Here is a 24,140-nt window from a genome sequence, read left to right as displayed (position 1 = left end):
CCCGGCGATGCGAACTAGGCGTAGGCCGCGCTCACCTGCTGCTTCATATATTCGAGATCTTTGCGGATGGAGGGCAGGTCATCGCCGCCCGGATACTCCAGGTGCAGCGACAGCGGCCCGCTGAACTCGGCTTTGGCGTACTCGGCGAACACCGCCTGCCAGTTCACCATTCCTTCGCCCAGCGGACACCAGTGGTTCTTCCACTGGCCTTTGGACTTCTCCCAATAGAAGTCCTTGATGGCGGACATTTTGAGCCGCGGCAGCACCAGGTCCAGCGATACGCGCCAGCCGTTGAGGCCGCCTTCCACGGTGGCGTGGCCGGGATCGAAATAGTAGCCGGCCTCGCGCAAATTCACGTCCTTGATGAGCTCGCGGTAGTCCCACACGGCACAGCCGAAGTACGGCCCTGAATGGTTGTGCAGCCCGGCCGTCAGGCCGTATTGTTTCGACAACGCCAGCAGGCCATCCAGCTTGCGCTTGTTCTCCTGTGCCGCCGCCAGCACCCCCTGGCCCTTCTTCGCGTTCCAGTAGCCGAGCTTGTACAGCGAAACGCCCGCCTTCTTCATGGCCTCGAAGGTTGGCTTCGCCGCCGGATCGCTGGCGTCCTTCAAATCCGTAGTGATCATCGGCACGCTGAGGCCGTGTTTGCGGATGGCATCGACGGCTTTGGGCAGATCCTCGGCGACGCGCTCCGGCAGCACATGCCCTTTTGGCCGCACTGTCAGATCCACGCCGTCGAAGCCTACCTCTTTCGCCTTCGCGCCCAGTTCGTCCCACTGGAATTCCGACATGTGCTTCGAGAAGATGCACAGCACCGGCTTGGTCTTCGCCCCTTGGGCGGCCAGCGGCAAGGCTGCCGCGGCCATAACAAAATCGCGTCGTGTCATGTCGTATTACCCCAGCTTGTAAGGAGCCCGGTACTGATAGCTCAACAGCTTGTTGGCGGCCGCGTTGTTGGTGAACTTTTCAGTCTTCGCGTCCCATTCCAGATAGCCCTTGGTCCGCAGGGCAATGTGGCCCAGGATGCAGGCCGAGGTGGACAGATGCCCGTCCAGTACGTCGCAGTTGCACTTCTTGCGGCTCTTCACGCAATCCAGGAAGTTGCGGGCGTGTGGATAGGTCTCGGCGAAACCTGAACCGTTCGACACCGCCTCCATGGCCGGCTTCTTCGAAGGTCCGTAGCCCTTTTCCAGATTCCGGTCCAGCGGCGTGCGCTGCCCGAATAGCACTTCCGTGGTCTTCTCCGGCACCACTTCCCACTTGCCGCTCTGCAGGTACATCGTGCCCTTGGTGCCGCGGATCTCCAACTCGCTGTTCTTCGCGTTGGTCGGCGCGCCGTTGGCGTTGTACTGGCTGAACACCACCATCGTGTCGCCGTAGTCCCACAGCACCTCGGCGGTGTCGGGGATTTCCCGATTGTCTTTGATCACATACTTGCCGCCCATGGCCACCACCGACTTCGGAGCATCCTTGCCCAGCGCCCAGCGGATCCAGTCCATGTAGTGTACGCCGAAGTTCGTGATCTGGCCGCCCGAGTAGTCGTAGAACCAGCGGAAATTGTAGAACGTGCGGTTCTTGTTATACGGCACCTTGGGAGCCGGTCCCAGCCACTTTTCCCACGCTTCCGCATTCGGCGGAGCCGAGTTCGGAGCATCGCCGATCCCGTTTGGCCACTCGTTCTGCACGTGGTAGCCCTTAGCCACCGTCACGTGCCCGAGGCCGCCGTTGCGCACAAACTCCGCCGCCTGCCGCAACGACTCCACACTGCGCCGGTGGATGCCGATCTGCGACACCCGCTTGGTCTCTGCCGCCACCTGCACCATGCGCCGTCCTTCCCAGATGGTGAGGGACAGCGGTTTCTCGCAGTACACATCCTTGCCCGCGTGACAGGCGTCGACGAACATCAGCGCGTGCCAGTGATCCGGAGCCGCCACCACCACGGCATCCACGTTCTTGTCTTCCAGCAGCTTCTTGTACTCGGTGTACTTCTTCGGCGTAGCACGCGACTTCTTGATGGCGAAATCCATGTAGTCGTCGCGCAGGTCGCACACAGCCACGGTCTCCTGGTCGCCGTGTTCGAGGAATGCGTCGTGCACCTGGTCGCCCCGGTTGCCCAGGCCGATGTAGCCCATCTGGATCTTGGCGTTTGCGCCGAGAATGCGCCCGTAGCTGAGCGCCGTAGCCGCCATCGCGGTCTTGGTAAAAATGCGTCTGGTCGTATCAGGCATGGTTATTTCTTAAGCTCACTCAACAGCTCGCGCACCGCTGCGTCGAGCTGCGTATCTTTGTCGGTATAGGTCTCGCCCACGGCCCTGGTGACCGGCACGTCCACCTGCCGCGGATTCAATTCCATCACTTTGCCCTCGTGGTCGAAGATCTTCGTGCCTGGAGTGCGCAGGACACTGCCGTCCAGCAGTTGGGCGCCGCCCGTGTAGATGATCCAGCCGGCCGTCGGCTCGCCCACCACCTTGCCTAGTTTCAACGTGCGGTAGCCTTCCGTGAAGTCCTCCGCATCGGAAAGGGAGAACTGGTTCGTCACCAGAATTGTGGGCAGTTCCAACGCCCTCTGGCCCAGAATTGAGCGGGCCGGCCCCTGCGGCATCCCGCGCTGCTCCATACGCAGATAGGGCCGCCGCGCAAAGACATCCAGTGCATAGGCATTCACGAACCCGCCGTTGTTGTTGCGGATATCGATCACGACGCCCTGCTTCGTCTGATTCTCCGTGTCGAGATCGATGTAGAGCTGCCGCAGCGACTCGTCGCCCATGTCGCGCATGTGGACATAGCCCAGCTTGCCGCCGCTCACCTTCTCGACGTACGCCCGCCGGCCTTCCACCCACTGCCGGTAGCGCAGCGCGCCCTCGGCCGCGGTCGTGATGGGCCGCACCACCACCTCGCGCGTCTCGGTGCCGCTGCTCACCTTCAACTCCACGCGCTTGTTCACCGTGCCGCGCAACAGGTCGTCGATGTTCACATGCCCGTCGATGGCGGTGCCGTCAATGGCCGTGATGACGTCGCCGGCCTTGATCTTCACCACATCCGCCGGACCCAGCGTAATCACCTGGGACACCTTCAACTGCCCGCTGGTCTCGTAGGCCGCGCGGTCATACCGCAGCCCCAGTTTGCCCACTGGACCCGGCGCCGGACGACCCGGAGCGGAGATGCCCGAGTGCGACGCGTTCAGCTCGCCCAGCATCAGCGAGATCAGCCGCCGCATTTCGTCCGAGGTCTGAGCCCCTTCGATCTGCGGCTCAAACCGTGCCTTCACCGCATTCCAGTCGGCACCGTGGAACTTATCGTCGTAGAAAACATCGCGCATCACGCCCCAGGCCTGGCGGAACACCTGCACCTTCTCGCTGTCGAAATCGACGTCCATCTCGGCCGTCAGCGCCAGCGGCTTTGACTGCCGCGTGTCGATGTTGATGCTCATCACGCGACCGCCCTCGGTGTACCACACGGTCTTCGAATCCGAAGCCCACTGCGGATTGCCCTTGGGTGCGGGCGTCGACGTCAACTGCTTTGCCACCGGAGCCTCGCGGGCCAACTCGTCCAACGGCCACAGGTAGAGATTGCCTTGCCCCGCCACCTCGGCTTCCAGCAACAGCCACTTGCCGTCCGGACTGATCGCCACCGCCTGCGCATCCAGCCCGACCGGCAGTAGAGACAAGCGCTGGCGAACCCCTTCAAACGTGATCTCTACCGGCGTCTTCTTCTTTTCCTCTGACTTGGCCGCTTCGGGCTTCGCACCGGCCGGAGGCTTCGCCGCATCCGGCTTGGGCGCATCGGCCTTCTTCGCCTCTTCCTTGAACAGGTCGCGGAACTCGTCTTCGCGGAACTTCGGAGCCTTGGGCACCAGTTCCACCCGCCCGATCTGCGTGTTCTCGGTGCGCTGCGTAGTGGAGAACATCAGGTACTTTCCATCGGGACTCCACAGGGCGTCGAAGGTCGACACGTTCGCCAGGAAGCTCAACGGCCTGGCCGGTCCGCCCGCCGCCGGCACTGCTGCAATGTTGCGGAATGATTTCTCTCCAGCCGGTGAGAATGCGATCCATTGGCCGTCGCCCGACCAGGAGATGGGCCCCGTGATCGATCCAGAAGACAGCACCTGCTCCTGCCCGCTCTCCAGCGTGTACAGGCGCAGCTCTTTGCGGTCCCGGACAAAGGCGATCTGCTTGCCGTCCGGAGAAAACTTTGGACCCGCGTCGTTCAAATCCGCCTTGGTGAGCTGCTTCTCGGTCCGCGTGGAGAAGTCGTACAAATACAGGTTCGCATGGCCGCTGCGGTCGGACAGATACGCAATGCGCTTGCTGTCGGGCGCCCACACCGCAGCCGACTCGGCCGATGGAGTGGTGGTGACCCGGGTCGCGTCGCCGCCTTCCTTGGTAGGGGCCGCCCAGATCTCACCGTGCGCCATCACCGCGATTTTCTTGCCGTCCGGGGAAAGCGCCAGCCCGCCAAACGACGTCAGGGGTTGCCGCGAGAAGCCGCTGCCGGAGGGAGCCCCGCGCAGGGTGATGGGCACCTGCGACGCCTGGCCATTCTTCGTATCGCACTGCCAGATGTTGAAATCCCGCTCAAACACGATGGTCTTGCCGTCATACCCGATGGAAGCCCACAGCACGCGCCCGTCCTTGAACTTCGTCACCTGTTTCGTCGTGCCACCCTGCCAGGCCCACAGATTCTCGGCGCCGCCGCGATCGGAGACATAGAAGAGCGACTTGCCATCCGTGCTCCACATGGGCCACTCGTTGCGCGCGCCCATCTCCACCAGCTTGGTGAAGGGCGTCGCCACGCCCTCTTTCCACAGCCAGATCTCGCTCTCATCGAGATGGCTGTGCCCGTGCCGCCACCACTGGTTGTAGCCGATGCCGCGCGCCGCGAACGCCACACCCTGCCCATCGGGCACCGGCGCCGCATGGAACTCCGTCATCATCTGGTCGGCCACCACTTCCATCGGCGTGCCGCCCTCGGCGCTGACGCGGTAGACATCGGCCAGTTGCACGGCCTTGTTCGCGTGGAAATAGATCCACTTGCCGTCGCGCGACCAGTTGTCCGGATTCTCAGGGCCGTCGTCGAACGTCACCCGTTTCAACTGCCCGCTGGCGACAGTCAGCACATAGATGTCGCCGCCGCCCGTACGGGTCGACTGGAAGGCCAGCCTGGTCCCGTCGGGCGACCAGATCGGCCTCGACTCCGTGGCAGGATTAGACACCAGCAACTGCGCTTCACCGCCCTTGGCGGGTACGGTCCAGATGTCGCCGCCCGAGACGAAAGCGATTTCCGCCCGCGTCGGACACAAGGAAGGCTCCGCCAGTGACGGCTTGCCTGCATAGACGGCACTCGCGCTGGCGGCGAGCAAGATGGTAGATAGGGTTAAGGTCTTCACGGCGTTGAAATCATCCCCAATATATCCTGAGATGGATGACTGCCAAGCTTGCCGTAATGTTACTAGGCTCCCTGATGCTAGCCGAAGCTGCCCCGAAAATCCTGGTTCATGGCCATCGCGGGGCCCGTGCCGCGCGCCCCGAGAACACTGTCGCCGCCTTCGAATATGCCATCAAGGCCGGCGCTGACTTCCTGGAACTCGACCTCGCCGTCACGAAGGACGGCGTCCTGGTCGTCTCCCACGACCCCCAGCTGAATCCCAAGATCTGCAAAGCCCCGGAAGGCGAGACCGCCATCCACAAGCTCACCCTGGCTCAAGTCCGCGCCTGGGACTGCGGCAGCCTGAAGAATCCGGAGTTCCCCGAACAGCAGCCGGTGCCCGGAGCGAAGATCCCCACCTTCGACGAAGTGCTGGCCCTCTCCTCGCAGGGCAAGTTCTCCTACAACGTCGAGATGAAGAGCGATCCCAAGAAGCCTGAACTCTCGGTGGAGCCGTCCGAGTTCGCCAAAATGGTCGCCGCCGCCATCCACAAGCACAAGCTGGAAAAACGAGTGGTTGTCCAGAGCTTCGATTTCCGGACCCTCGTTGAATTGCGCAAGATCGCGCCCAAGATCCGGATCTCCGCCCTCTACAGCGGCCTGCCCAAGAGCTTCCTCGAGATCTCAAAGGAAGCCGCCAATGCCGAGATCGTGGCCCCGCACTACCTGTTGGTCACCGAGGCCAAGGTCAAAGAGGCGCATGCCGCCGGGCTCCAGGTGGTTCCCTGGACCGCGAACAAACCCGAGATCTGGGACACGTTGATTGCGGCCGGTGTCGACGCCATCATTACCGACGATCCCGCCGCCCTGATTGAGCACCTCAAGGCAAAAGGGCTACGCTAGCCTGTATTGCCCGGACAACTGCTCGTACATGACGATTTCTACTCCGAGGCGCTCGGCTGCCAGCGCACGCTGGTGGTCTACCTGCCGCCCGGCTACGGCCGCGACACACGCCGCCAGTACCCCGTGCTCTTCTTCCACGACGGGCAAAACGTCTTCGACGGCCGCACCTCCTACGTCCCCGGGCAGTACTGGCGCGTGAAAGAGTCGGCTGACGACCTGCTCGCCAACCGTCTGATCGAGCCCGTCATCATGGTCGCCGTCTACCATGGCGGCGAAAAACGCATCCACGAATACACCCCCACCAAGACCCGCAAGCTGGGCGGCGGCGGAGCCAACCTGCACGCCTGGATGCTGGTACAGGAGCTCCGCCCGTGGCTGAGGGAGCGCTACCGCATCCTGCCCCAGGCCCGCCACACCGCCCTCTGCGGATCATCTCTCGGCGGTCTGGCGACCCTCTATCTCGGCCTCACGCACCCCCAGGTCTTCGGCCGTCTCGGCGTGATGTCACCCTCGGTCTGGTGGGACCACCGCATCATTCTCAAGATGGTCCAAACCGTCCAGCATCCAGAGCGCCAGCGCATGTGGCTCGACATCGGCACGGAGGAGGGCAACGCGCCCTTCGGCTCCATTCGCGACGTACGCCTGCTCAAGGCGACGCTCGTCAGCAAAGGCTGGCGCGAGGGCCGCAGCCTGGCCTACTTTGAAGCCGAAGGCGCCGACCATAGCGAACGCGCCTGGGCCGATCGCGTCCCATCCATGCTCCAATTCCTCTTCCCCAGGAAGGCCAAGTAGCGTGAGAATCGGCATCGACGCGGGCGGCACGTTCACCGACTTCGTGGTCCTTCACGACGATGGGCGCATGGAGGCATTCAAGCTCCGCTCCAATCCGAAAGGGCCGCACGAGGTGATCCTCGCCGGGCTCGACCGCATCGCCAATCCCGAGCCCTGCGACGTCATTCACGGCTCCACCGTCGCCACCAACGCCCTGCTGGAACGCAAAGGCGCCCGCACCGCCTTTCTGACCACCGCCGGCTTCGAGGATCTGCTGGAAATCGGCCGCCAGAATCGCGCCCAGCTCTACAACCTGACGCCCGGCCCCAAACGCCTGCTCATCCCGCCGGAACTTTGTTTTGGCGTGAAGGAGCGCACCCTCGCCGACGGGTCAATCGAAGCCGCACCCTCCGGTCTATCCGCGCTCCGGGCGAAACTCCGCCGCGCCGGCGTCCAAAGCGTCGCTGTCTGCTTCCTGCACGCCTACCGGACTCCCGACAATGAGCAGGTTGTCGCCGAGGCGCTGGGGGATGAGTTCTACCTCTCCGTTTCGCATCGCATCTGCCCCGAGTTTCGCGAATTCGAGCGCGCTTCCACCACAGCCCTCAACGCCTACGTCGGCCCGCTGATGCGGAACTACCTCTCGCAGCTCGGCCGCGCCACCCATCACCGCGTCTGGGTCGTCCAGTCCAATGGCGGCTCCATCACGGTCGACGAAGCCGGAGACCAGGCCGTGCGCACGATCCTTTCCGGACCCGCCGGCGGCGTCACCGGAGCAGCCGAAACCGCGCGCGCCAGCGGCTTCCGCAAAGTGCTCGGCTTCGATATGGGCGGCACCTCCACCGACGTCTCTCTCTGCGACGGCGCCCCCCGCGAGACGTTGGAGGCCTCCGTCGACGGCCTGCCCGTCAAACTGCCGATGCTCGAGATCCACACCGTCGGCGCCGGCGGTGGATCTATTGCCTACGTCGACTCGGGCGGCCTGCTGCGCGTCGGCCCCGAATCCGCCGGCGCCGATCCCGGACCCGCCTGCTACGGCACGGGGACCCGCGCCACCACCACCGATGCGCATGTGGTTCTCGGCCGCATCGCGGCCCGGCAGCTCGTCGGCGGGGCGATGACCCTTCAGCCGGAACGGGCCCGCCAGGCCGTCCAGGATCTCGCCGGCCAGCTGAATCTTTCGGAAACCGAAGCCGCCGCCGGCATCCTGCGCGTCGCCAATGCCACCATGGGCCGCGCCATTCGCGTCGTCTCCATCGAGCGCGGCTACGATCCGCGCGACTTCGCCCTGCTCGCCTTCGGCGGCTGTGGCGGCCTGCACGCCTGCGAACTGGCCGAGGATCTCGGCATACAAACCGTCCTCGTACCCGCCCTCGCCGGAGCACTCTCCGCCCTCGGCATGCTCCTCGCCGACCGCATCCGCGACTACTCCGCCGGCGCCCTCGGCCTCGCCAATCCGGAACAGGAGTTCGAGCATTTGGAGCAGCGCGCCCTCGCCGAGATGCCCGGTGCGCAGTTGGAACGCTTCGCTGACCTCCGCTACCTCGGCCAGAGCTACGAACTCACGGTCCCCTGGAACGCCAAAGCACCGGCCCGCCCGTTCCACACACTCCACAAGAGGACCTACGGCTACGCCAACCCCCAGCGCGAGATCGAGATCGTCACGCTGCGCGTCCGCGCCCGTATCGCTGTCCGCAAACCACGGCTGCGCGATAGGACGCCCGCCGATTCCACGCCGCCTTCGATGCGGCGTTTCCATACGGGCGGAAAGTGGGTTCGCGGACCGGTCTACGGCCGTGCCCAACTCAGCGCCGAACCGGCCGCCGGACCTGCGCTGGTCATCGACTACGGTTCCACCACGTTGATCCCGCCGGGCTGGAACGTCCGGCGCGATCCCACTGGCATGCTTGTGGTTGAGCGCCACCAGCCCGTGTGATCTACTGAATGCGATGAAGCCCCACATATTGCTGCTGGCCCTGGCCTTGCCCCTGTGCGCGCAGGTGAAGTTCTCGCAGACTCCCGGGAAGATTGACGTTGAGATCAACGGCAAGCCGTTCACGACATTCTTTGCCGGCGGCGATGCGCCGAAGCCCTACCTGGCGCCGCTCCGTTCGGGCGACGGGCTGGTCATTACCCGCCGCTATCCGATGGAGTCCGTAGCCGGTGAGACGAAGGACCACCCACACCACCGCGGCCTCTGGTTCACCCACGGCGATATCAACGGCATCGATTTCTGGATGAATGAACCCGGCGCCAAGGGCCGCCACGGCACCATCAAGCTGGACAAGATCGAATCAGTCAAAGGCGGCAAGAAGCAGGGCACCGTCCGCGCCACGTTCACCTGGATCGGCGACACCGGCACGCCGCTGCTGCGCGAAGACCGCACGATGACTTTCGTGGCCGACCCGGTGCTCCGCATCATCGACTTTGACGTCAACTTCACGGCGCTCGACAAGGCCACCTTCGGCGACACCAAAGAAGGCTTCTTCGCCATTCGTTTGCGAGATGAACTCTCCGAGACGCGCGGCACCGGCAAGCTCGTCAGCTCTGACGGCAAGACGGGCATGAAGCAGATCTGGGGCAAACAGTTCCCGTGGGTCGACTATTCCGGCACCCTGGAGGGCAAGAAGGTCGGCGTGGCCATCTTTGACGCCCCATCCAACATCCGCCATCCCACTTACTGGCATGCCCGCGACTACGGCCTGTTCGCCGCCAACCCCTTCGGCCTGCACGACTTCTACAACGACAAGACAAAGAATGGCAGCCATACCCTGGAAAAGGGCCAGTCGCTGCGCTTCCGCTACCGCGTCGTCATCCATCCCGGGGACACCGCCGACGCCAAACTGGACGGGCTATTCGCCGCCTGGACCAAGTCGCTGGCAAAGTAGAGATTCTCCTGGTGGAGCCTTATCCGGGCGGGGCGCTATGCTGGTCATGACCCGCCTGACATGGATCCGGAACGCAATCAACGCCTCAAAGTCGTCCTCATCGACACCCGTAACCCCTTGAATATTGGGGCTGTGGCCCGTGCCATGAGCAATTTCGGGTTCTTCGACCTGCGGCTGGTTCACCCGTATGAGGTGGCGTTTCGGGAAGCGGTCAGCGCAGTCGGCGCCGCCCAGGTGATGAAGGACGCGAAGGTCTTCGAGACCGTGGCCGAAGCTGTCGCCGACTGCACCCTCGTCGTTGGCGCCACCGGCCTGGGCCATCGCCAGCCGCAACATCCCATGCACCGGCTGGAGAAGGGCGCCCGGCTGCTGCGACGCCACCTGAGTGGGTCCAACGTCGCGCTGCTGTTCGGCAGCGAGAAGTTCGGCCTCGGCAATAGCGACGTCAGCCACTGCCACTGGCTCACCCACATCCCCACCCGCGCCCAGCACGACTCCATGAACCTGGCCCAGGCGGTGGCCGTCTGCCTCTACGAACTCATTCGACAACCCTCCACCGCCCGTCATCTGCCGGAGGCCGCAGAATTAGCCGAGGGAGAGGAAGTGGAGCGGTTTACCGAGCTGCTGGAGAATGTCCTACAGGCGTCGGAGTACACCGACTACAGCATGGCGAAGAATGGGCGGGATAAGACCCATCGTCTCGTGCGCCGCATGCATCTACGAGTGAAGGATGCCGCGGTGCTCACCGGCATGTTGCGGCAGGTGCTCTGGAAGCTGAAGCATCCGCAAGGCTGATGCTGCCCCGATGCTACTCTGCCCCGGAGGGCCGATGCTACTCTGTATAGTGCTATGACCAAGGTCGAGGTTAACTACGAGTTTACGGCCCCTTTCCAGGATGCCTGGATGGGGGCGATTGAAGGGCTCCACGGTGTGTACGGGATGCAACTGGTGCAGTTGTCGTCCGGCCTGGATCGCCTCAAAGTCGGCTACGATGCCTCGCGCCTGAAACTCACCGACGTCGAGAGCGCGCTTCGCCAGGCCGGCCTGCCCCTGCGCCGCGTGGATTGATCCGGAGCAGGCATGAACAGCGACCGCCTGCGCCAATCCTAGGGTTCTGAGCGAGAGTATGCAGGAGATTCTTCGCCTTTACACCGAGTGGCATGGCGCCGGCCGCTTCCTGGTGGTGTGGCTCACCATCACCTGCGTCTTCTGGCTCATCAGCAATTTCCTCTTCCGCTCCATCCGCCGGGCCGCCGCCCACACGGAAACCAGGATCGACGATCAGGTGGTGGCCGCACTTGCCTGGCCTGTCCGCTTCTGGACCGTCCTGGCCGCCCTCATCACCGCCATTCGCGATCTCGACGAACGGGACCTCCCGAAGTCGTTCCAGGAGTTCACTTCCGGCGCGATGATCGTCCTGGTGGCCGTCTCGTTCACCATGGCGGCTTCCCGCGTCTCCGCCCTGCTGCTCCAGTACTACTTGAGTCGTAGCGGGACAAACCAACAAGTCACCACGTTGACCCGTACCGTCATCCGGGTAATCTGGCTGATTCCTGCCGCCCTGTTGATTCTGAACATGTTAAAGATCAACCTGGCGCCGGCGTTGACGGCTCTCGGTGTGGGCGGACTGGCGGTCAGCCTGGCGATGCAGGGCACGCTCGCCAACCTCTTTTCCGGGTTCTATGTCAGCATGGCGGGCAATATTCATCGCGGCGACTTCATCCGCCTGGACAATGGGCAGGAAGGCTATGTGGAGGACATCCGCTGGCGCATCACCACCTTGCGGGCGCTCTCGAACAACCTGGTGATCATTCCGAATGCCAAATTGGCCGAGGCAGTGGTGACCAACTTCACTTACCCCGAACCACGTATGTCGACATCTATAGTAGTTGGTGTCGGCTACAGCAGCGACATCGACCAGGTGACGGAATTGCTCCTGGAAGAGGCACGCGCAGCCGTAGGGGAAGTGGAAGGACTGCTGGCGGAGCCGGGTCCGGCAGTACGCCTGAACCCAGGCTTCGGACCCTCGTCGCTGGACTTCACACTCTCGGTGCAGGTGACCAAGTTCGAACGCCAGTATGCGGTCCAGGACGCACTGCGGCGCCGTGTTTTCAAGCGGTTCCAAAAGGAAGGGATCTCGATCCCCTATCCGGTTCAAACGCTGGATATCGCCCCAGGCGTGTTGCGGAAGGCCTGGAACCGGGAAACTTAGTGCAGTTTCTTGCCGACTTTTTCGATGCCTTCGCCTGTCTTTTCCAGGCCCTTGCCTACCGCGCTGACGCCCTTTTTGATCCCCCGGCCCGTAGCCTTGGCTGCATCGGTGGTGGCGTCGGCGGTCGCGCCGGCTACTTCCTTGGTCTTTCGCCCGGTCGCCTTCGCGGCGTCGCCCGTGGCGTTGGTGGCTTTCTTGGCGCCTGAGGCGGTGGCGCGCCCGGCATCCGAGGTGGCATCGGCGGTGGCGCCCGCAACCTCCTTTGTTTTCCGGCCAGTAGCCTTGGCGGCGTCCGTTGTGGCGGTGGTAGCCTTTTTGGCGCCGGAAGCGGTGGCCTTGGCGGCGTCGGAGGTCGCATCCGCGGTGGCTCCGGCTACTTTCTTGGTGGTACGTCCGGTCGCCTTAGCGGCATCAGTGGTCGCGTTGGCGGTGGCTTTTGCCGCCTTTTCCGTGGCGGCAGCTCCTTTGACGAGAGGGCCGTCTTCCTTCTTCTTCTCCTCCTGGGCGCCCAGAGAGAGGAAACACGGTACGGCGGCGAGCGCGGAGAGAGCGAGAATGCGGCGAAACATCATATCTATTTATGCCTTCAATACTTTCGCGTTGCAAGAGGCACGTTTGACAGTTGCGACGGTCTAAACCTATACTGGAAGTTCAGCCTGCAAGGGCTAGGGATATCTTTGTGCTTGAGCACGGGCCATCCCCGCCGAGCCCGCTGGGACACCCAAAGGTAGCAGAATGCCGAAGAGAACATTTCAGCCGAACAATTTTAAGCGTGCGAAGGCGCATGGCTTCCGAGCTCGCATGAAGACCAAGAACGGCCGCGCCGTGCTGGCCCGCCGCCGCGCCCGGGGCCGTCACAAGCTGACAGTCAGTGACGAACGCGCCATCCGCTACAACGAGCGTTAATTCCAGTCGTCCTGACGGGACCCGACTGACTCTGCCCAAAAGCCGGCGGTTGTTGAAGTCGGTCGAGTTCCGGCAGGTATACGACAACGGATTCAAAGTACCCTGCCCTTGTTTCGTGGCCTTTTGCTGGAAGAGTTCGCAGCCGGATGGACCGAAGATCGGGTTCACGGCGCCTCGAGCACTGGGCAAGGCGACTGTTCGCAACCGAATGAAGCGCCGGGTCCGAGAGACAATTCGCCGCAGACTCCCCATGCTGGGTGCACACTGGCACATCGTGGTGAATCTGCGGCGTACGAGTTTGACCGCGCCCCAATCCCAACTGGACAGCGATGTAGAGAAGGTATTCGCGCGATGCAACGGTTGATTCTCGCGCTGCTCACCGGCTACAAAAGCTGGATATCCCCCTTATTGCCCGCCGCCTGCCGTTTCCATCCCACCTGTAGTGAATACATGATGCAAGCCGTTGAGAAGTACGGCGTCACACGCGGTGTCTGGATGGGTTTGCGGCGGCTGGTCCGCTGTCATCCGTGGAACCCCGGCGGGTTGGATCCCGTAGTCTGAGCAGCAGTCGAGAAAGAGAGACGAATGGCCGACGATACCAACGGCGCTTCCAAGAAGCCGAGCACCGGAGAGAAAAAAGAACTCAGCATGGAGATGCGTCTCCTGTTGGCGTTTGGCTTGATGGGGATCGTGCTGTTCGTTACGCAGTACCTGATGCCCAAGCAGGCTCCGAAGCCGCCCGAAAAGCAGCAGGTCGCCCAGACAGCCCAGCCTGTCCCCGCCCAGAAGCCCGTCGAACAGCCGCCTGCCGCCAAGCCGGCTGCTGCGCCCGCGAAACCCGGGAAGCCTGGGGCTGCCAAAGCCGATGCGGCACCCGCGGCGGTCATCGGGCAAAAGGAAGAACTGCACGTCGTCGAGACCGAGAACTACCACATCGTCTTCACCAATCGCGGCGCCTGTGTCCATAGCTGGATCCTCAAGAAATACAAGGACATCCAGGGTAAGCCAGTCGAGCTCATCAGCGCCACCGCGGCGCCCAAGGTAGGCTGGCCCTTCAGCTATATCTTCCTCGGCCAGAAGCCGGCAGTCGACCTCAACAACGTCCTCTTTGCCGTGAAGCAGCCGGATCCGTCCACCGTCGAGTTTGAATACTCCGATGGCACGACCAGCGCAAAGAAGAGCTTCCGGATTGACCCCAAGACCTATAAGACCGTATTCCACTCCGACGTGACCAGCGGCGGCAAAGGTGTCGCCCATCAACTCGCCTGGCGCGGCGGCTTTGGCGACCGCACCGTCCACAACGCTCCGGACATTCAGAAGAGCGTATATTACGACGCCATCAAGTCCAAGCTCGTAGAGGAAGGTTCCGGATCTGCCTCCAAGGGTCCGGTCACCGTCGCCGGATCGTTCCACTTCGCCGGTATCGAAGACACGTTCTTTGCGGCCGTGGTCCTGCCCCAGCCGGGCACAACCACGGAAATGACCACCTGGCAGGATCACATCGTGCCGGTGGCCGGCACCGAAGAGAAACCGCACGTCGGCATCTCCATCGGCGGCAAAGACGTCAACGAGGCTCTGCTGTTCGTCGGCCCCAAGGATACGGACGTCCTGCGCGCCACCGATAAGAATCTGGAAACGATGATCGACTGGGGCTGGTTCTGGTTCATTGCCAAGCCGCTCTTCCTGGCCCTCCACTGGACCAACGACAATCTCACGAACAACTGGGGTTGGGCGATTGTCTTCGCCACCGTGATCATCAACCTGCTGATGCTGCCCATGCGCTTCTCGCAGTTGCGCAGTTCGCAGAAGATGGCCAAGCTGCAGCCCGAACTGCAGGCGATCCAGGCGCGCTACAAAGATGTCGGGATGAAGGACCCTCGCAAGCAGAAGCAGAACGAGGAGACGATGGCGCTGTACCAGAAGCACGGCATCAACCCCGTGGGCGGCTGCGTGCCGCTGCTGCTGCAGATGCCGTTCTTCATTGCATTCTTTAAGGTACTGTCCGTCGCGATTGAACTGCGCGGCGCGCAGTGGCTGTGGGTCACCGATCTTTCGCAGCCCGAAACGTTATTCATTCGCATTCTGCCCGTCACGATGCTGATTACCCAGGTGGGCATGCAGAAGATGACGCCCGCCGCCGGCGCCGATCCTCAGCAGCAGAAGCTCATGATGTATATGATGCCTATCATGATGACTTTCATGTTCTACGGCGCGTCCAGTGGCCTGGTGTTATACTGGCTCACTGGCAACGTGGTAGGCATCGCCCAGCAATACTTCTTTAACAAAGCGGCCGCGAAACCTGCGACACCCCAGGTCATCATTTCAAAGAAGAAATAGAAAGCAGCTACGGTTTGGCTCATGAGCAACCGGAATTACACAGTTGAAACGGTAGGCGATGATGTCGCCGACTTCCTGGACGCTGTCCTGGATGCCGCGGACTTCGACGTCGAATATGAGATCCTGGACGGCCACGAGGCGGGTAACTACTTCGAGAAACCCACTCTTGTAGTCAAGTTCTCAGGGCCCGACCTCGAATTCCTGATGAACAACAAGGGCGAGTCGTTGCTTGCTCTGGAGCAGCTGACGCAGGAGGTCCTTAAAATGGCCCCTGACGAACATGCTCTCCTCTGTTTCGACGCCAACGACTACCGGCTGCTGCGCCAGGAAGAGCTGCGCCTCAGCGCCCTAACGGTCGCCGAACGCGTACGCGAATCGAAGGTGCCTTACCGCTTCAACCCGATGAGCAGCCGCGAACGCCGGCTGATTCACCTGGCGATGCGCGACCAGACGGACCTGCGCAGCGAGAGCGCCGGCGTCGGGCCGGGCCGCCACGTGGTCATCTACCCGGCAGGCATGGCTTCTCTGCCCGATCCTCCTCCCATGGCAGCCCTTCCTCCACGGCGTCCCAGCGGGCCCGGTGGGGATCGTCGGGGCGGCGATCGCGGCGGTGACCGGCGGGGCGGCGGCGGCGGTCGTGACCGCGATCGCGGCCCGCGTCGCGGACCACGTCGTTAATTCTACACTTGTAGCGTGTCTACACGGGATACGATCGTTGCCATCTCCACCCCACCCGGGGCCGGTGGCCTCGGAGTCGTACGCCTCTCCGGCGCCGGCTCCCGGACTGTCGCCGAAGGACTGCTTCGGTTCTCCGGCGCGCCGGAGTGGAAACCCTGGACCGCCACGCTCGCTGAACTTCTGGACGAAGGCGGCAACACTGTCGACCAGGTGGTGGTCACTTATTTCGCGGCGCCCCGCTCGTACACCGCCGAAGACGTGGTCGAGATCGCCTGCCACGGCTCCCCGGTCGTTCTCCGCCACTGCGTAGCCCGCGCCCTCCACGGTGGAGCCCGTCCAGCCGAGCCCGGCGAGTTCACCCTACGCGCCTATCTCAACGGACGCATCGACTTACCGCAAGCCGAGGCCGTTCACGACCTGATCACAGCCACCACTCTCCACCAGGCACGCATCGCCGCCCAACAGATGGAGGGTTCCGTCTCGCGAGCCCTGGCCCCGCTGAAAGCCCAACTGGTCGAACTGATCGCGCTGCTCGAGGCTGGCATCGACTTCGCTGAAGACGACGTCAGTGTCGCCTCCAGCGACCAGATCCTGGGCCGCATCCGACCCATCTCAGTCGGCCTGACCCGCCTGATCGAGAGCTTTCGTTTCGGCAAGCTGGTCCACGACGGCCTGACCCTCGCCATCGCCGGTCGCCCCAATGTCGGCAAGAGCAGTCTTTTCAATGCCTTGCTGCAGCGCGACCGGGCCATCGTCACCGATATCCCAGGCACCACCCGCGACACCGTCTCCGAGACGTTCTCCCTGGAAGGCATTCCCGTGCGCCTGGTCGACACCGCCGGCATCCGCTCCAGCTCCGACGTCGTCGAGAAGCTCGGCATTGAGCGCAGCTTCCAGGCCATGGCCGACGCCGATATTACAATCGTAGTGATTGATCTGGCGGCCGGTGTGGAAGCCGAAGACCGCCAACTGCTGGAACGGGCGGCCGGGCAGGGTCTGCATTTGGTCGCCGGCAACAAATGCGATCTACCCGAAGCTGCGCCGGTGGATCTCCCCTTGCTCCCGGTGTCCGCCAAGACGGGTCAAGGCATCGAAGAGCTGCAGCGGCGGCTGGTCGCCCTCATCGCGCCCGACGGTTTTGCCTCTCCGCAGTCCGGGCTCATCACCAGCCTGCGTCATGAACTACTTTTGAAGGAGAGCCTGGAATCCCTGCAAAGAACTGCAACTGCAGTGACTTTCGGGCTTCCACACGAGATGCTCCTGCTGGACTGCTACTCCGCCCTGCGTCCCCTGGACGCCCTGACCGGCGCAACCACGGCCGACGACATCCTCAACCACATCTTCTCCACCTTCTGCATCGGCAAATAACTCTCTTTGTAGTATTTCTGCCTAAACAGCAGCTTCGTCGAAGAACTTCTCCACCGCCCCAAGCTCCGTCGTAAACCGGTAAGGCGGCAGCGAATCGAAGAACACCTGCCCGTAGTGGTTGCGGGTGATCCGGTTGTCCAGCAATACCAGCACTCCCCGATCGGTCTTGGCCCGGATCAGCCGCCCGAAGCCCTGCTTCAACGCGATGGCCGCCTGCGGCACCTGATAGTCGTAGAATGGATTCCCGCCCGCCGTCTTGATGGCGCGCACCCGGGCCTCCACCACAGGATCACTGGGTACGGCGAACGGCAGCTTGTCGATGATCACGCACGACAGCGCCTCGCCCTGCACATCCACCCCCTGCCAGAACGACGAGGTCGCGAACAGCACGCAATGCGGCGTCGACCGGAACTGCTCGATCAACACCCGTTGCGGAGCATCCCCTTGCATGAGAACGGGATAGTCGAGGTCCGGCGTCACCAGGTCGTGGATCAACCTCATCTGTTGATAGCTGGTGAACAGCACAAACGCCCGCCCGCGGCTGTGCCGCAGGATCACCCGCACCTCTTCGCCGGCCTGCCGCAGGAAGTCGAAGGCGCGTACGTCCGGCAGATGGTGCGGCACGTAGAGCAGCGCCTGCTTCTCATATTCGAAGTGGCTGGGTACAATCAGCTCGCGAGCTCCATCCAGCCCCAGTCGCTCGCGCAGATAGTCGAACTTCTCCTCCACCGCCAGCGTGGCCGAGGTCAGGATCGCTGGCGACACCTCCGCGAACAGCTTGTCCCTCAGCAGTCCCGAGACATCGATGGGCGTCGCCTGCAGATAGGCACCCCGCCCACGGCGTTCAATCCAATAGACATTGCGGTGATCTTCACCCGCCATCCACAGCCGCAGGTTGCCCAGCAAGGTGATAGTCCGGCGGTGCAGCGGCACCAGTTCCTCCGGAGCATCCTTCACCAGCGACAGGTGCGCGGCCAGCAACTCCAGCACGCTCAGGAAGTTGCCGTATTGCTCCTGGTTCTGCGCCAGGAAACTCTGGTGCTCGTTGAAACCCGACCGTCCTTCCTGCTGCGGGAACATGGCGAAAAAGCGGTCGCCATGATCCACCAGCAATGTCAGGATCTGCTCCAGGTCGTGGGTGAAGAACTCCTTGCGCCGGCTCGTGGCCAGGATGTCGCGCCGCAGGTCCTCCACCTGGTGAGACGAAATGGAGAGCCCGAAGTACTGCCCGGCGACGTCCTCCAGTTCGTGCGCTTCGTCAAAGATCACGGCTGAGTAGTCAGGCAGGATCGCGGCGTGTTCCTCCTCTTTCACTGCCAGGTCGGCGAAAAAGAGGTGGTGGTTCACGATGATGATGTCGGACTCCATCGCCCGCTGATGCATCAGCGTGATGAAGCAGCGCTCAAACGAGGCGCACTTCTGGCCGGTACAGAGGTCGCTGCGCGCGTCGAGTTTCGACCACACCGAGGTCCCGTCCGGCAGGTTGGGAATCGAGGAACGGTCGCCGCTTTCGGTCGTCTTCTCCCACTCGCGGATGATGGCGAAGTCCGACACCTCCTCCAACCCGTTGAGGATCGGTTCGCGCTCGGCATCGTAGATCTTCTGCCGGCAGGCATAGTTGTTACGGCCCTTCATGTAGCAGGCCTTGATGCCGTTCGGGAAGAACTGGTTCAGGAACGGGATGTCTTTGAAAAACAACTGCTCCTGCAGGTTTTTGGTGCCGGTGGAGATCACCACGCGCTTGCCGGAAAGAATGGCGGGCACCAGATAGGCCAAGGTCTTGCCCGTACCCGTGCCGGCCTCCACAATCTGGTGGCGCTTGTCTTCCAGAGCCGATTCCACGGCCAGGGCCATGTCCAGTTGCCCCTTGCGGAACTCATAGTTAGGATGAGCCTGCGCAAGGGGTCCTGTGCGTGAGAAGAACTGGCGAATGGAGAAAGGGCGGGCCAAAGCTACCGCTTCCAGTGTATGACGGCGTCGCGGAAAGCTTCGAACAGACGCAGGTGGCCGGAGTCGGTTTCGTACAGATCTTCGGGATGCCACTGCACGCCCAGCACAAAAGAGTGGGCCGCGGGCAATTCCAGCGCCTCCACATGGCCATCTTCTGAAAGCGCGGTCGCAACCAGGCCTTCGCCCAACCTTGCCGCAGCCTGGTGGTGCCGCGAATTCACTTGATATTCAGAGCCCAGGATCTCGTACAACCGCGATCCCCTGGTGACCTGCACGCCGTGCATCACGCCCGTGTGTCCTTCGCCGATATGCTGCAGCAGCTTCCCGCCGCGCACCACATTCAGCAATTGCATGCCGCGACAGACCGCGAACAGCGGCATGCCCAGGTCCAGCGCTTCGGCCGCCAGCCGCAATTCCATTTCGTCCCGCGGTCCATCCGGATTCCGCGCCGCCATGTCGTCCTGTCCATACCGCCAGGGTTCGATGTCCGAACCGCCGGTCAGCACCAGTCCCGAAAGCCCGTCCAGCGACGTGGGGGCCTCCGGAGTCAGATTCACCGCTTCCAACCCCACGGCCTGCAAAGCGGCCCGGTAGGGTACAGCTTTCTGCTCAAGTCGATAGGTCAAACCAACACGAGGAGCCACGACTCCATTGTCCCGAATTCGGATCCCCGTGATCAGGCCGCCGGCCTGGAAGATTCCTGTTGCTTTTCCCTCACGCTGCCCCAAACAATCAGCGATAGCGCTTTGTCCGGCTCAGCCGGCCGAAGCATCAGGAGGAGCTATGAATACCTACGTTGTGAAAGCCGGCGACACCCTGGCCAAGATCGCCGCCCAATTCGGAGTCGACGTCAAAGCGTTGGCCCAGGTGAACTCCATCAGGGATCCCAACAAGATCGCGGTGGGCAAATCGCTGGTCATCCCGAATCTCACCACCGACCTGCAGGGTCTCGCCGTCGAGGCCAACCTCGCACACGAGCCCGTGATCGACCGCACCACCTTCCGCCTGCCCACCACCGAGTACGCCAACGAGACCTCGGCCAAAGACCTGATCATGCTCCATTTCACGGCCAGTTCCAGCGCCCAAAGCGTCTTCAGCGCCTGGATGGCGCCCGTGAACGGCAAGCCCTACCGCGTCGCAACGGCTTATGTCGTCGATCGTGACGGCAAGATCTATGAGTTCTTCCCGCCCGAGAAATGGGCCTGGCATCTGGGCATGACCGGCAATAATCCGAACTCCATCAACGACCGCCGAGCCGTAGCCATCGAGATCGTCAACGTCGGCGGCCTGCAGGAGGATGCCGCCAATAAGGATCAGTTGAACTGGTGGCCGAACAACTACAAGACCCGCTGGTGCGCCAAGTCCGAAAAGGACCGTTACGTGAAGTCCACTTACCGCGGCATCAACTACTTCGCGGCATTCCCCAGCATCCAGGTCACCGCCGTGCACGACCTCGTCCATCACCTGGCGGACAAGTTCAGCATCACCAAGACCATCCCGCCGGCCGCCAAACGCACGGAGTTCGACCCTGTCTTCTTCAGCGCCTACAAGGGCATCGCCTCGCACCAGAACTACCGGCCGGACAAGACCGACATGGGCCCAGCCTGGGACTGGTCGAGCCTCGGGATCTAGTAGTTCTTCTGACGCTCGAAGCGGGCCCGCTGCGCCCGGCCCATGGCTTTGACCCCGGCCAGCGCCGGGTCCTGCTTCGACAGCGTCTCCAGGTTGGAGGCCACCTTCTCAACAGCGCGCGCCACATCACGCACGTCCTCTTCCTCGCCGATCAGGCAGAACTGGAACAGCCAGATGGACTCGTCGTAAGCAGCGCGCTCCGACACCGGGCAATGGTCCTGCGAGTAGTCGACCGGAGTGTCGCGCTCATACGCCAGTTGCGGGCAGTTCTTTGGGGTCGCGTAGAACAGATCGCTCTTGTAGACGGCTTCGTAGAAGCGGCCGTCACAGGGGATCCCTTCCTTTTCCAGCGCGGCCACGAACAGGTCCCGGTGGGGAGCGGGCTGCCCCGGTTCCGGCCGGTATTGCAGCACGTAGCAGTAGTAAGTGGGCGCAGTGATCCCCGCTTGCTCCGGCAGCACGCGAATGCCTGGCACGCCTTGCAGCAGCGAACTGAGGAGTTGCGCCCGTTCGGCGCGCAAGGCCCGCAACGCAGGCAACGTCTCCAATTGCCCAATCAGCAAGGCAATCTGCAGGTCCGTCATGCGGTAGTTCAAACCGAGCAACCGCTGGCCGAACTTGTCAGTGAGGCTGGCGCGGCCGCAGTTCACCACCGTCTGCATCGCCTCGTAATACTCCAGGCTGTTCGTGGTGAGCATGCCGCCTTCGCCGGCGGTCATCAGCTTACTCTCCTGCAGGCTGAACGAACCCATGTCCCCGATCGACCCGGCGCCCTGTCCCTGATACGCTCCGCCGTGCGCGTGCGCCGCGTCCTCGATCACCTTCAGGTTGTGGAAGCGGGCCAGCGTCATGAGATCCTCCATGTTGGTGAATCGCATCGCCAGGTGGACCGGGATGATCGCCTTCGTCCGCGGCGTGATCGCCTGCCGCACCGACTCCACACATAGACAGTAAGTGTCGGGATCGATGTCCGCGAAAACCGGCACCGCGCCCATGGCCAGCACCGCCGTCGCTGTGCCGTCCCAGGTATAAGCGGGCACGATGACTTCATCGCCAAAGCCCACACCAGCCGCCTGCAGCGCAATGGACAGGGAAACCGTGCCGTTCGCAACCGGCAGGGCGTACTCCGCACCATGCATCGCCGCGAAGTCCTTGCAGAAACCGTTTGCCAGCGCCGTGGGCAGGGGATAACCTCCCCAATGACGGCTCTCGACCGTCCGCACAATGCGGGCAATGTCGGAGGGCTGGTATTGGGGCCAGGGAGCGAAGGGTTTACGGCGCACCGGGTCGCCGCCGAGGATGGCGAGTTGGCTCATGGGAACTTCCTTCTACGGCTGGAGCATTTTCGAACACTCTATAAAAAAGTTGAATCAGTATTTCACTTTTTAAACAAGCTTACGATATATTGAGCTGTGTGGCAATGGGTGCCGCAGCCTTTCCGGACAGAAAAATCCGGTTACAGCAGAGGTGCGGGTCCACCTCATCTTGAGTGTCGCTCCAGCCTGGGATTTGTCCACCAGTTTCGTCCCCGTTCGGGAGGTTGCATGCGGTTTCTGTTGATTGTTTTGAGCACAGCCGTGCTGTGGAGCGCCGAACCGGTGCGGCTGACGCCCACCGCCCAGAAGTTCCGGACCTTCTATCCGGCCGGAGCCCCGGAAGCGCCCGCAGCCCTGAAGACTCCAGCCCTGAAGGCGCCTCTGGACGGTGTGACCGATCTCGCGACCGCCAGCGACGGAGCCGTCTGGTACGGCACTGCGCAAGGCCTCATTCGCTGGGACGCCGCCGCCCGCCCGCGCGACCGCTATCAGTACTTTGCCGGCCAGCGCTACCTGCCCTCCAACGAGATCGAGCGCGTCGTCGCCGACACACAGGGCGGCGTGTGGGTGCGGACCCCGACCGGCCTCGCTCACATCGAACTCCGCCGAATGACCCTGCTCCAGAAGGCCGCACTGTTTGAAGAGCGCGTCCGCCTGCGCCACGACCGCCACGGCATGGTCTCCCCGTCGCGCCTGACCGTGCCCGGCGACCTCAAGAGCAGCCGCACCCGCGATGACGACAACGATGGCCTGTGGACCGGTATCTACGCCGCAGCCGAGTGCTATCGCTTTGCGGTCACCGGTTCGGCCGAAGCCCAGGCTCGCGCGAAGAAGGCAATCGAAGCCATGCTGTTCCTGGAACAGGTGGCGGGTTCGCGCGGCTTCCCGGCCCGCTCGTGCATCGAGAAGGGCGAGCCCATGCCCACCGACGGCGAATGGCACTGGACGGACGATGGCAAGTACTACTGGAAGGGCGACACCAGCTCCGACGAAATCGTAGGCCACATGTACGCCTACGCCATCGCCTACGATCTGCTGCCGGATCCCGCCCTGAAACAGCGCATAGCCGCCACCACGCGCCGCATCATGGATCACATCCTGGCCAACGGCTACTACCTCATCGACCTCGACGGCAAGCCGACGCGCTGGGGCAAGTGGTCCCGCCAGTACTTCGACGAAGCGCCAGGCGACTCGGCCCTGAACAGCCTGGAACTGCTGAGCTTCCTCAAGACCGCCGCCCACATCACCGGCGACGGGAAGTACGAGCGCGAGTACCGCAAGGCGGCCATCGACCTGAAGTACGCCGAACAGACGGCCCGCTACCGGGAGCTTCACGAGGAGATCAACTACTCCGACGAGGAGCTCGCGATGCTGCCTTTCTACTGCCTGTTTCTCTATGAGAAGGACCCCGCCCTGCTGGACAAATACTACCGGCCGGCGCTCGACCAGTGGTGGGCCAATATCCAGCGCGAGGACAATCCGCTGTGGACCCTCATCTACCTCATGGGCCGGCCGCAAGGAACTGTGGATCTGCACGGCGCCGTGCGCACCCTTTACCGCCAGCCCATCGACCTGATCACCTGGACGGTGAAGAACTCGCACCGCGCCGACGTCGTCATGAGTGGCACGAAAGACCGTTTCCAGAAGCCCGAAGCCGCCACCCTGCTGCCGCCTGACGAGCGTCCTGTGATGAAGTGGAACGCGAATCCGTTCATCATTGATTCGAATGGCGAGGGCCGCGGCGAGGACGATGGCGCCGCGTTCCTGCTGCCTTACTGGTTTGGGCGCTATCAGAAGCTGTTCGCCGGGGAGTAA

Annotated in this window: 22 protein-coding genes; 15 read left to right on the top strand and 7 right to left on the bottom strand. The window is 62.9% G+C overall.

Features of this window, described 5'->3' with window-relative positions; all coding sequences use genetic code 11:
* Nucleotides 1-14: 14 nt before the first annotated feature.
* The 3 genes from ACR9Y2_RS08680 to ACR9Y2_RS08670 are packed head-to-tail and all read right to left on the bottom strand — an operon-like array spanning nucleotide 15 to nucleotide 5,386.
* Nucleotides 15-887 carry a sugar phosphate isomerase/epimerase family protein gene (locus ACR9Y2_RS08680; protein WP_435040711.1) on the bottom strand — a complete coding sequence of 291 codons (873 nt, stop codon included), beginning with the start codon at nucleotides 885-887 and terminating at the stop codon, nucleotides 15-17.
* Between the two features lie 6 nt (nucleotides 888-893).
* Nucleotides 894-2,228, bottom strand: coding sequence for a Gfo/Idh/MocA family protein (locus ACR9Y2_RS08675; protein ID WP_435040710.1), 1,335 nt, complete (start codon nucleotides 2,226-2,228; stop codon nucleotides 894-896).
* Between the two features lie 2 nt (nucleotides 2,229-2,230).
* Nucleotides 2,231-5,386, bottom strand: coding sequence for a S41 family peptidase (locus ACR9Y2_RS08670; RefSeq protein WP_435040709.1), 3,156 nt, complete (start codon nucleotides 5,384-5,386; stop codon nucleotides 2,231-2,233).
* A 74-nt stretch (nucleotides 5,387-5,460) separates the two neighbouring features.
* Between ACR9Y2_RS08670 and ACR9Y2_RS08665 the strand changes: the two genes are divergently transcribed.
* Genes ACR9Y2_RS08665 through ACR9Y2_RS08635 form a run of 7 tightly spaced genes read left to right on the top strand, consistent with a single transcriptional unit; the run spans nucleotide 5,461 to nucleotide 12,138 of the window.
* On the top strand, nucleotides 5,461-6,267 hold the full coding sequence (locus ACR9Y2_RS08665) for a glycerophosphodiester phosphodiesterase (protein WP_435040708.1): 807 nt from the start codon (nucleotides 5,461-5,463) through the stop codon (nucleotides 6,265-6,267).
* Between the two features lie 6 nt (nucleotides 6,268-6,273).
* Entirely contained in the window at nucleotides 6,274-7,059 is a 786-nt protein-coding gene (locus tag ACR9Y2_RS08660; protein ID WP_435040707.1) for an alpha/beta hydrolase, read from the top strand.
* Between the two features lies 1 nt (nucleotide 7,060).
* Nucleotides 7,061-8,974 carry a hydantoinase/oxoprolinase family protein gene (locus ACR9Y2_RS08655; RefSeq protein WP_435040706.1) on the top strand — a complete coding sequence of 638 codons (1,914 nt, stop codon included), beginning with the start codon at nucleotides 7,061-7,063 and terminating at the stop codon, nucleotides 8,972-8,974.
* A gap of 13 nt (nucleotides 8,975-8,987) precedes the next feature.
* On the top strand, nucleotides 8,988-9,926 hold the full coding sequence (locus ACR9Y2_RS08650; RefSeq protein WP_435040705.1) for a PmoA family protein: 939 nt from the start codon (nucleotides 8,988-8,990) through the stop codon (nucleotides 9,924-9,926).
* Nucleotides 9,927-9,986: 60 nt separating this feature from the next.
* On the top strand, nucleotides 9,987-10,721 hold the full coding sequence (locus ACR9Y2_RS08645; RefSeq protein WP_435040704.1) for an RNA methyltransferase: 735 nt from the start codon (nucleotides 9,987-9,989) through the stop codon (nucleotides 10,719-10,721).
* A 54-nt stretch (nucleotides 10,722-10,775) separates the two neighbouring features.
* Nucleotides 10,776-10,994, top strand: a complete 219-nt coding sequence (locus ACR9Y2_RS08640) for a hypothetical protein (protein ID WP_435040703.1) — start codon at nucleotides 10,776-10,778, stop codon at nucleotides 10,992-10,994.
* 58 nt (nucleotides 10,995-11,052) lie between these two features.
* The gene (locus ACR9Y2_RS08635; RefSeq protein ID WP_435040702.1) at nucleotides 11,053-12,138 is read left to right on the top strand and encodes a mechanosensitive ion channel family protein; all 1,086 of its coding nucleotides are present in this window, start codon (nucleotides 11,053-11,055) and stop codon (nucleotides 12,136-12,138) included.
* Here ACR9Y2_RS08635 and ACR9Y2_RS08630 read toward each other — a convergent pair.
* Nucleotides 12,135-12,710, bottom strand: a complete 576-nt coding sequence (locus tag ACR9Y2_RS08630) for a hypothetical protein (protein WP_435040701.1) — start codon at nucleotides 12,708-12,710, stop codon at nucleotides 12,135-12,137. The genes ACR9Y2_RS08635 and ACR9Y2_RS08630 overlap by 4 nt on opposite strands.
* 163 nt (nucleotides 12,711-12,873) lie before the next feature.
* Here ACR9Y2_RS08630 and rpmH point away from each other — a divergent pair, with 163 nt between their 5' ends.
* The 6 genes from rpmH to mnmE are packed head-to-tail and all read left to right on the top strand — an operon-like array spanning nucleotide 12,874 to nucleotide 17,427.
* Nucleotides 12,874-13,044 carry a 50S ribosomal protein L34 gene (gene rpmH, locus ACR9Y2_RS08625; protein ID WP_194447872.1) on the top strand — a complete coding sequence of 57 codons (171 nt, stop codon included), beginning with the start codon at nucleotides 12,874-12,876 and terminating at the stop codon, nucleotides 13,042-13,044.
* Nucleotides 13,010-13,408: a ribonuclease P protein component gene (gene rnpA / locus ACR9Y2_RS08620; protein ID WP_435040700.1), complete on the top strand. Its 399-nt coding sequence runs from the start codon at nucleotides 13,010-13,012 to the stop codon at nucleotides 13,406-13,408. The genes rpmH and rnpA overlap by 35 nt, the downstream gene beginning before the upstream one ends.
* Nucleotides 13,396-13,605 carry a membrane protein insertion efficiency factor YidD gene (yidD, locus tag ACR9Y2_RS08615; protein WP_435040699.1) on the top strand — a complete coding sequence of 70 codons (210 nt, stop codon included), beginning with the start codon at nucleotides 13,396-13,398 and terminating at the stop codon, nucleotides 13,603-13,605. Before rnpA ends, yidD begins: the two co-directional genes overlap by 13 nt.
* Nucleotides 13,606-13,629: 24 nt before the next feature.
* A complete protein-coding gene (gene yidC / locus ACR9Y2_RS08610; RefSeq protein ID WP_435040698.1) occupies nucleotides 13,630-15,381 on the top strand; it encodes a membrane protein insertase YidC in 1,752 nt (583 codons plus the stop codon).
* A gap of 21 nt (nucleotides 15,382-15,402) precedes the next feature.
* Entirely contained in the window at nucleotides 15,403-16,059 is a 657-nt protein-coding gene (locus ACR9Y2_RS08605; RefSeq protein WP_435040697.1) for a protein jag, read from the top strand.
* Nucleotides 16,060-16,074: 15 nt separating this feature from the next.
* Complete coding sequence (gene mnmE, locus ACR9Y2_RS08600; protein WP_435040696.1) at nucleotides 16,075-17,427, top strand: tRNA uridine-5-carboxymethylaminomethyl(34) synthesis GTPase MnmE; 1,353 nt, start codon at nucleotides 16,075-16,077, stop codon at nucleotides 17,425-17,427.
* Nucleotides 17,428-17,448: 21 nt separating this feature from the next.
* On the opposite strand, the gene ACR9Y2_RS08595 is transcribed toward mnmE, so the two are convergent.
* Entirely contained in the window at nucleotides 17,449-19,377 is a 1,929-nt protein-coding gene (locus tag ACR9Y2_RS08595) for an ATP-dependent DNA helicase (protein WP_435040695.1), read from the bottom strand.
* Between the two features lie 2 nt (nucleotides 19,378-19,379).
* Nucleotides 19,380-20,021 carry a gamma-glutamyl-gamma-aminobutyrate hydrolase family protein gene (locus ACR9Y2_RS08590; protein WP_435040694.1) on the bottom strand — a complete coding sequence of 214 codons (642 nt, stop codon included), beginning with the start codon at nucleotides 20,019-20,021 and terminating at the stop codon, nucleotides 19,380-19,382.
* 139 nt (nucleotides 20,022-20,160) lie between these two features.
* On the opposite strand from ACR9Y2_RS08590, the gene ACR9Y2_RS08585 reads away from it, so the two are divergent.
* Nucleotides 20,161-21,009, top strand: coding sequence for a LysM peptidoglycan-binding domain-containing protein (locus tag ACR9Y2_RS08585; RefSeq protein WP_435040693.1), 849 nt, complete (start codon nucleotides 20,161-20,163; stop codon nucleotides 21,007-21,009).
* Here the strand turns inward: ACR9Y2_RS08585 and ACR9Y2_RS08580 are convergent.
* Nucleotides 21,006-22,325 (bottom strand): DegT/DnrJ/EryC1/StrS family aminotransferase, encoded by a 1,320-nt coding sequence (locus ACR9Y2_RS08580; RefSeq protein WP_435040692.1) that lies wholly within the window; start codon nucleotides 22,323-22,325, stop codon nucleotides 21,006-21,008. The genes ACR9Y2_RS08585 and ACR9Y2_RS08580 overlap by 4 nt on opposite strands.
* 228 nt (nucleotides 22,326-22,553) lie before the next feature.
* Between ACR9Y2_RS08580 and ACR9Y2_RS08575 the strand changes: the two genes are divergently transcribed.
* Nucleotides 22,554-24,140: a hypothetical protein gene (locus ACR9Y2_RS08575; RefSeq protein WP_435040691.1), complete on the top strand. Its 1,587-nt coding sequence runs from the start codon at nucleotides 22,554-22,556 to the stop codon at nucleotides 24,138-24,140.

It is taken from the genome of Paludibaculum fermentans, from assembly GCF_051172195.1.
GTDB classification, from domain to species: domain Bacteria; phylum Acidobacteriota; class Terriglobia; order Bryobacterales; family Bryobacteraceae; genus Paludibaculum; species Paludibaculum fermentans_A.
This window is presented reverse-complemented; position numbering and strand designations above follow the sequence as displayed.

Bases quoted from the DNA above. Each gene is read 5' to 3' on its own strand.
- ACR9Y2_RS08640 (WP_435040703.1), top strand. From the start codon at position 10,776: ATGACCAAGGTCGAGGTTAACTACGAGTTTACGGCCCCTTTCCAGGAT.
- yidD (WP_435040699.1), top strand. From the start codon at position 13,396: ATGCAACGGTTGATTCTCGCGCTGCTCACCGGCTACAAAAGCTGGATA.
- ACR9Y2_RS08585 (WP_435040693.1), top strand. From the start codon at position 20,161: ATGAATACCTACGTTGTGAAAGCCGGCGACACCCTGGCCAAGATCGCC.
- ACR9Y2_RS08605 (WP_435040697.1), top strand. From the start codon at position 15,403: ATGAGCAACCGGAATTACACAGTTGAAACGGTAGGCGATGATGTCGCC.
- ACR9Y2_RS08575 (WP_435040691.1), top strand. From the start codon at position 22,554: ATGCGGTTTCTGTTGATTGTTTTGAGCACAGCCGTGCTGTGGAGCGCC.
- ACR9Y2_RS08675 (WP_435040710.1), bottom strand. From the start codon at position 2,228: ATGCCTGATACGACCAGACGCATTTTTACCAAGACCGCGATGGCGGCT.
- ACR9Y2_RS08645 (WP_435040704.1), top strand. From the start codon at position 9,987: ATGGATCCGGAACGCAATCAACGCCTCAAAGTCGTCCTCATCGACACC.
- ACR9Y2_RS08580 (WP_435040692.1), bottom strand. From the start codon at position 22,325: ATGAGCCAACTCGCCATCCTCGGCGGCGACCCGGTGCGCCGTAAACCC.
- ACR9Y2_RS08630 (WP_435040701.1), bottom strand. From the start codon at position 12,710: ATGATGTTTCGCCGCATTCTCGCTCTCTCCGCGCTCGCCGCCGTACCG.
- ACR9Y2_RS08650 (WP_435040705.1), top strand. From the start codon at position 8,988: ATGAAGCCCCACATATTGCTGCTGGCCCTGGCCTTGCCCCTGTGCGCG.
- ACR9Y2_RS08665 (WP_435040708.1), top strand. From the start codon at position 5,461: ATGCTAGCCGAAGCTGCCCCGAAAATCCTGGTTCATGGCCATCGCGGG.
- ACR9Y2_RS08680 (WP_435040711.1), bottom strand. From the start codon at position 887: ATGACACGACGCGATTTTGTTATGGCCGCGGCAGCCTTGCCGCTGGCC.
- rpmH (WP_194447872.1), top strand. From the start codon at position 12,874: ATGCCGAAGAGAACATTTCAGCCGAACAATTTTAAGCGTGCGAAGGCG.
- ACR9Y2_RS08635 (WP_435040702.1), top strand. From the start codon at position 11,053: ATGCAGGAGATTCTTCGCCTTTACACCGAGTGGCATGGCGCCGGCCGC.
- yidC (WP_435040698.1), top strand. From the start codon at position 13,630: ATGGCCGACGATACCAACGGCGCTTCCAAGAAGCCGAGCACCGGAGAG.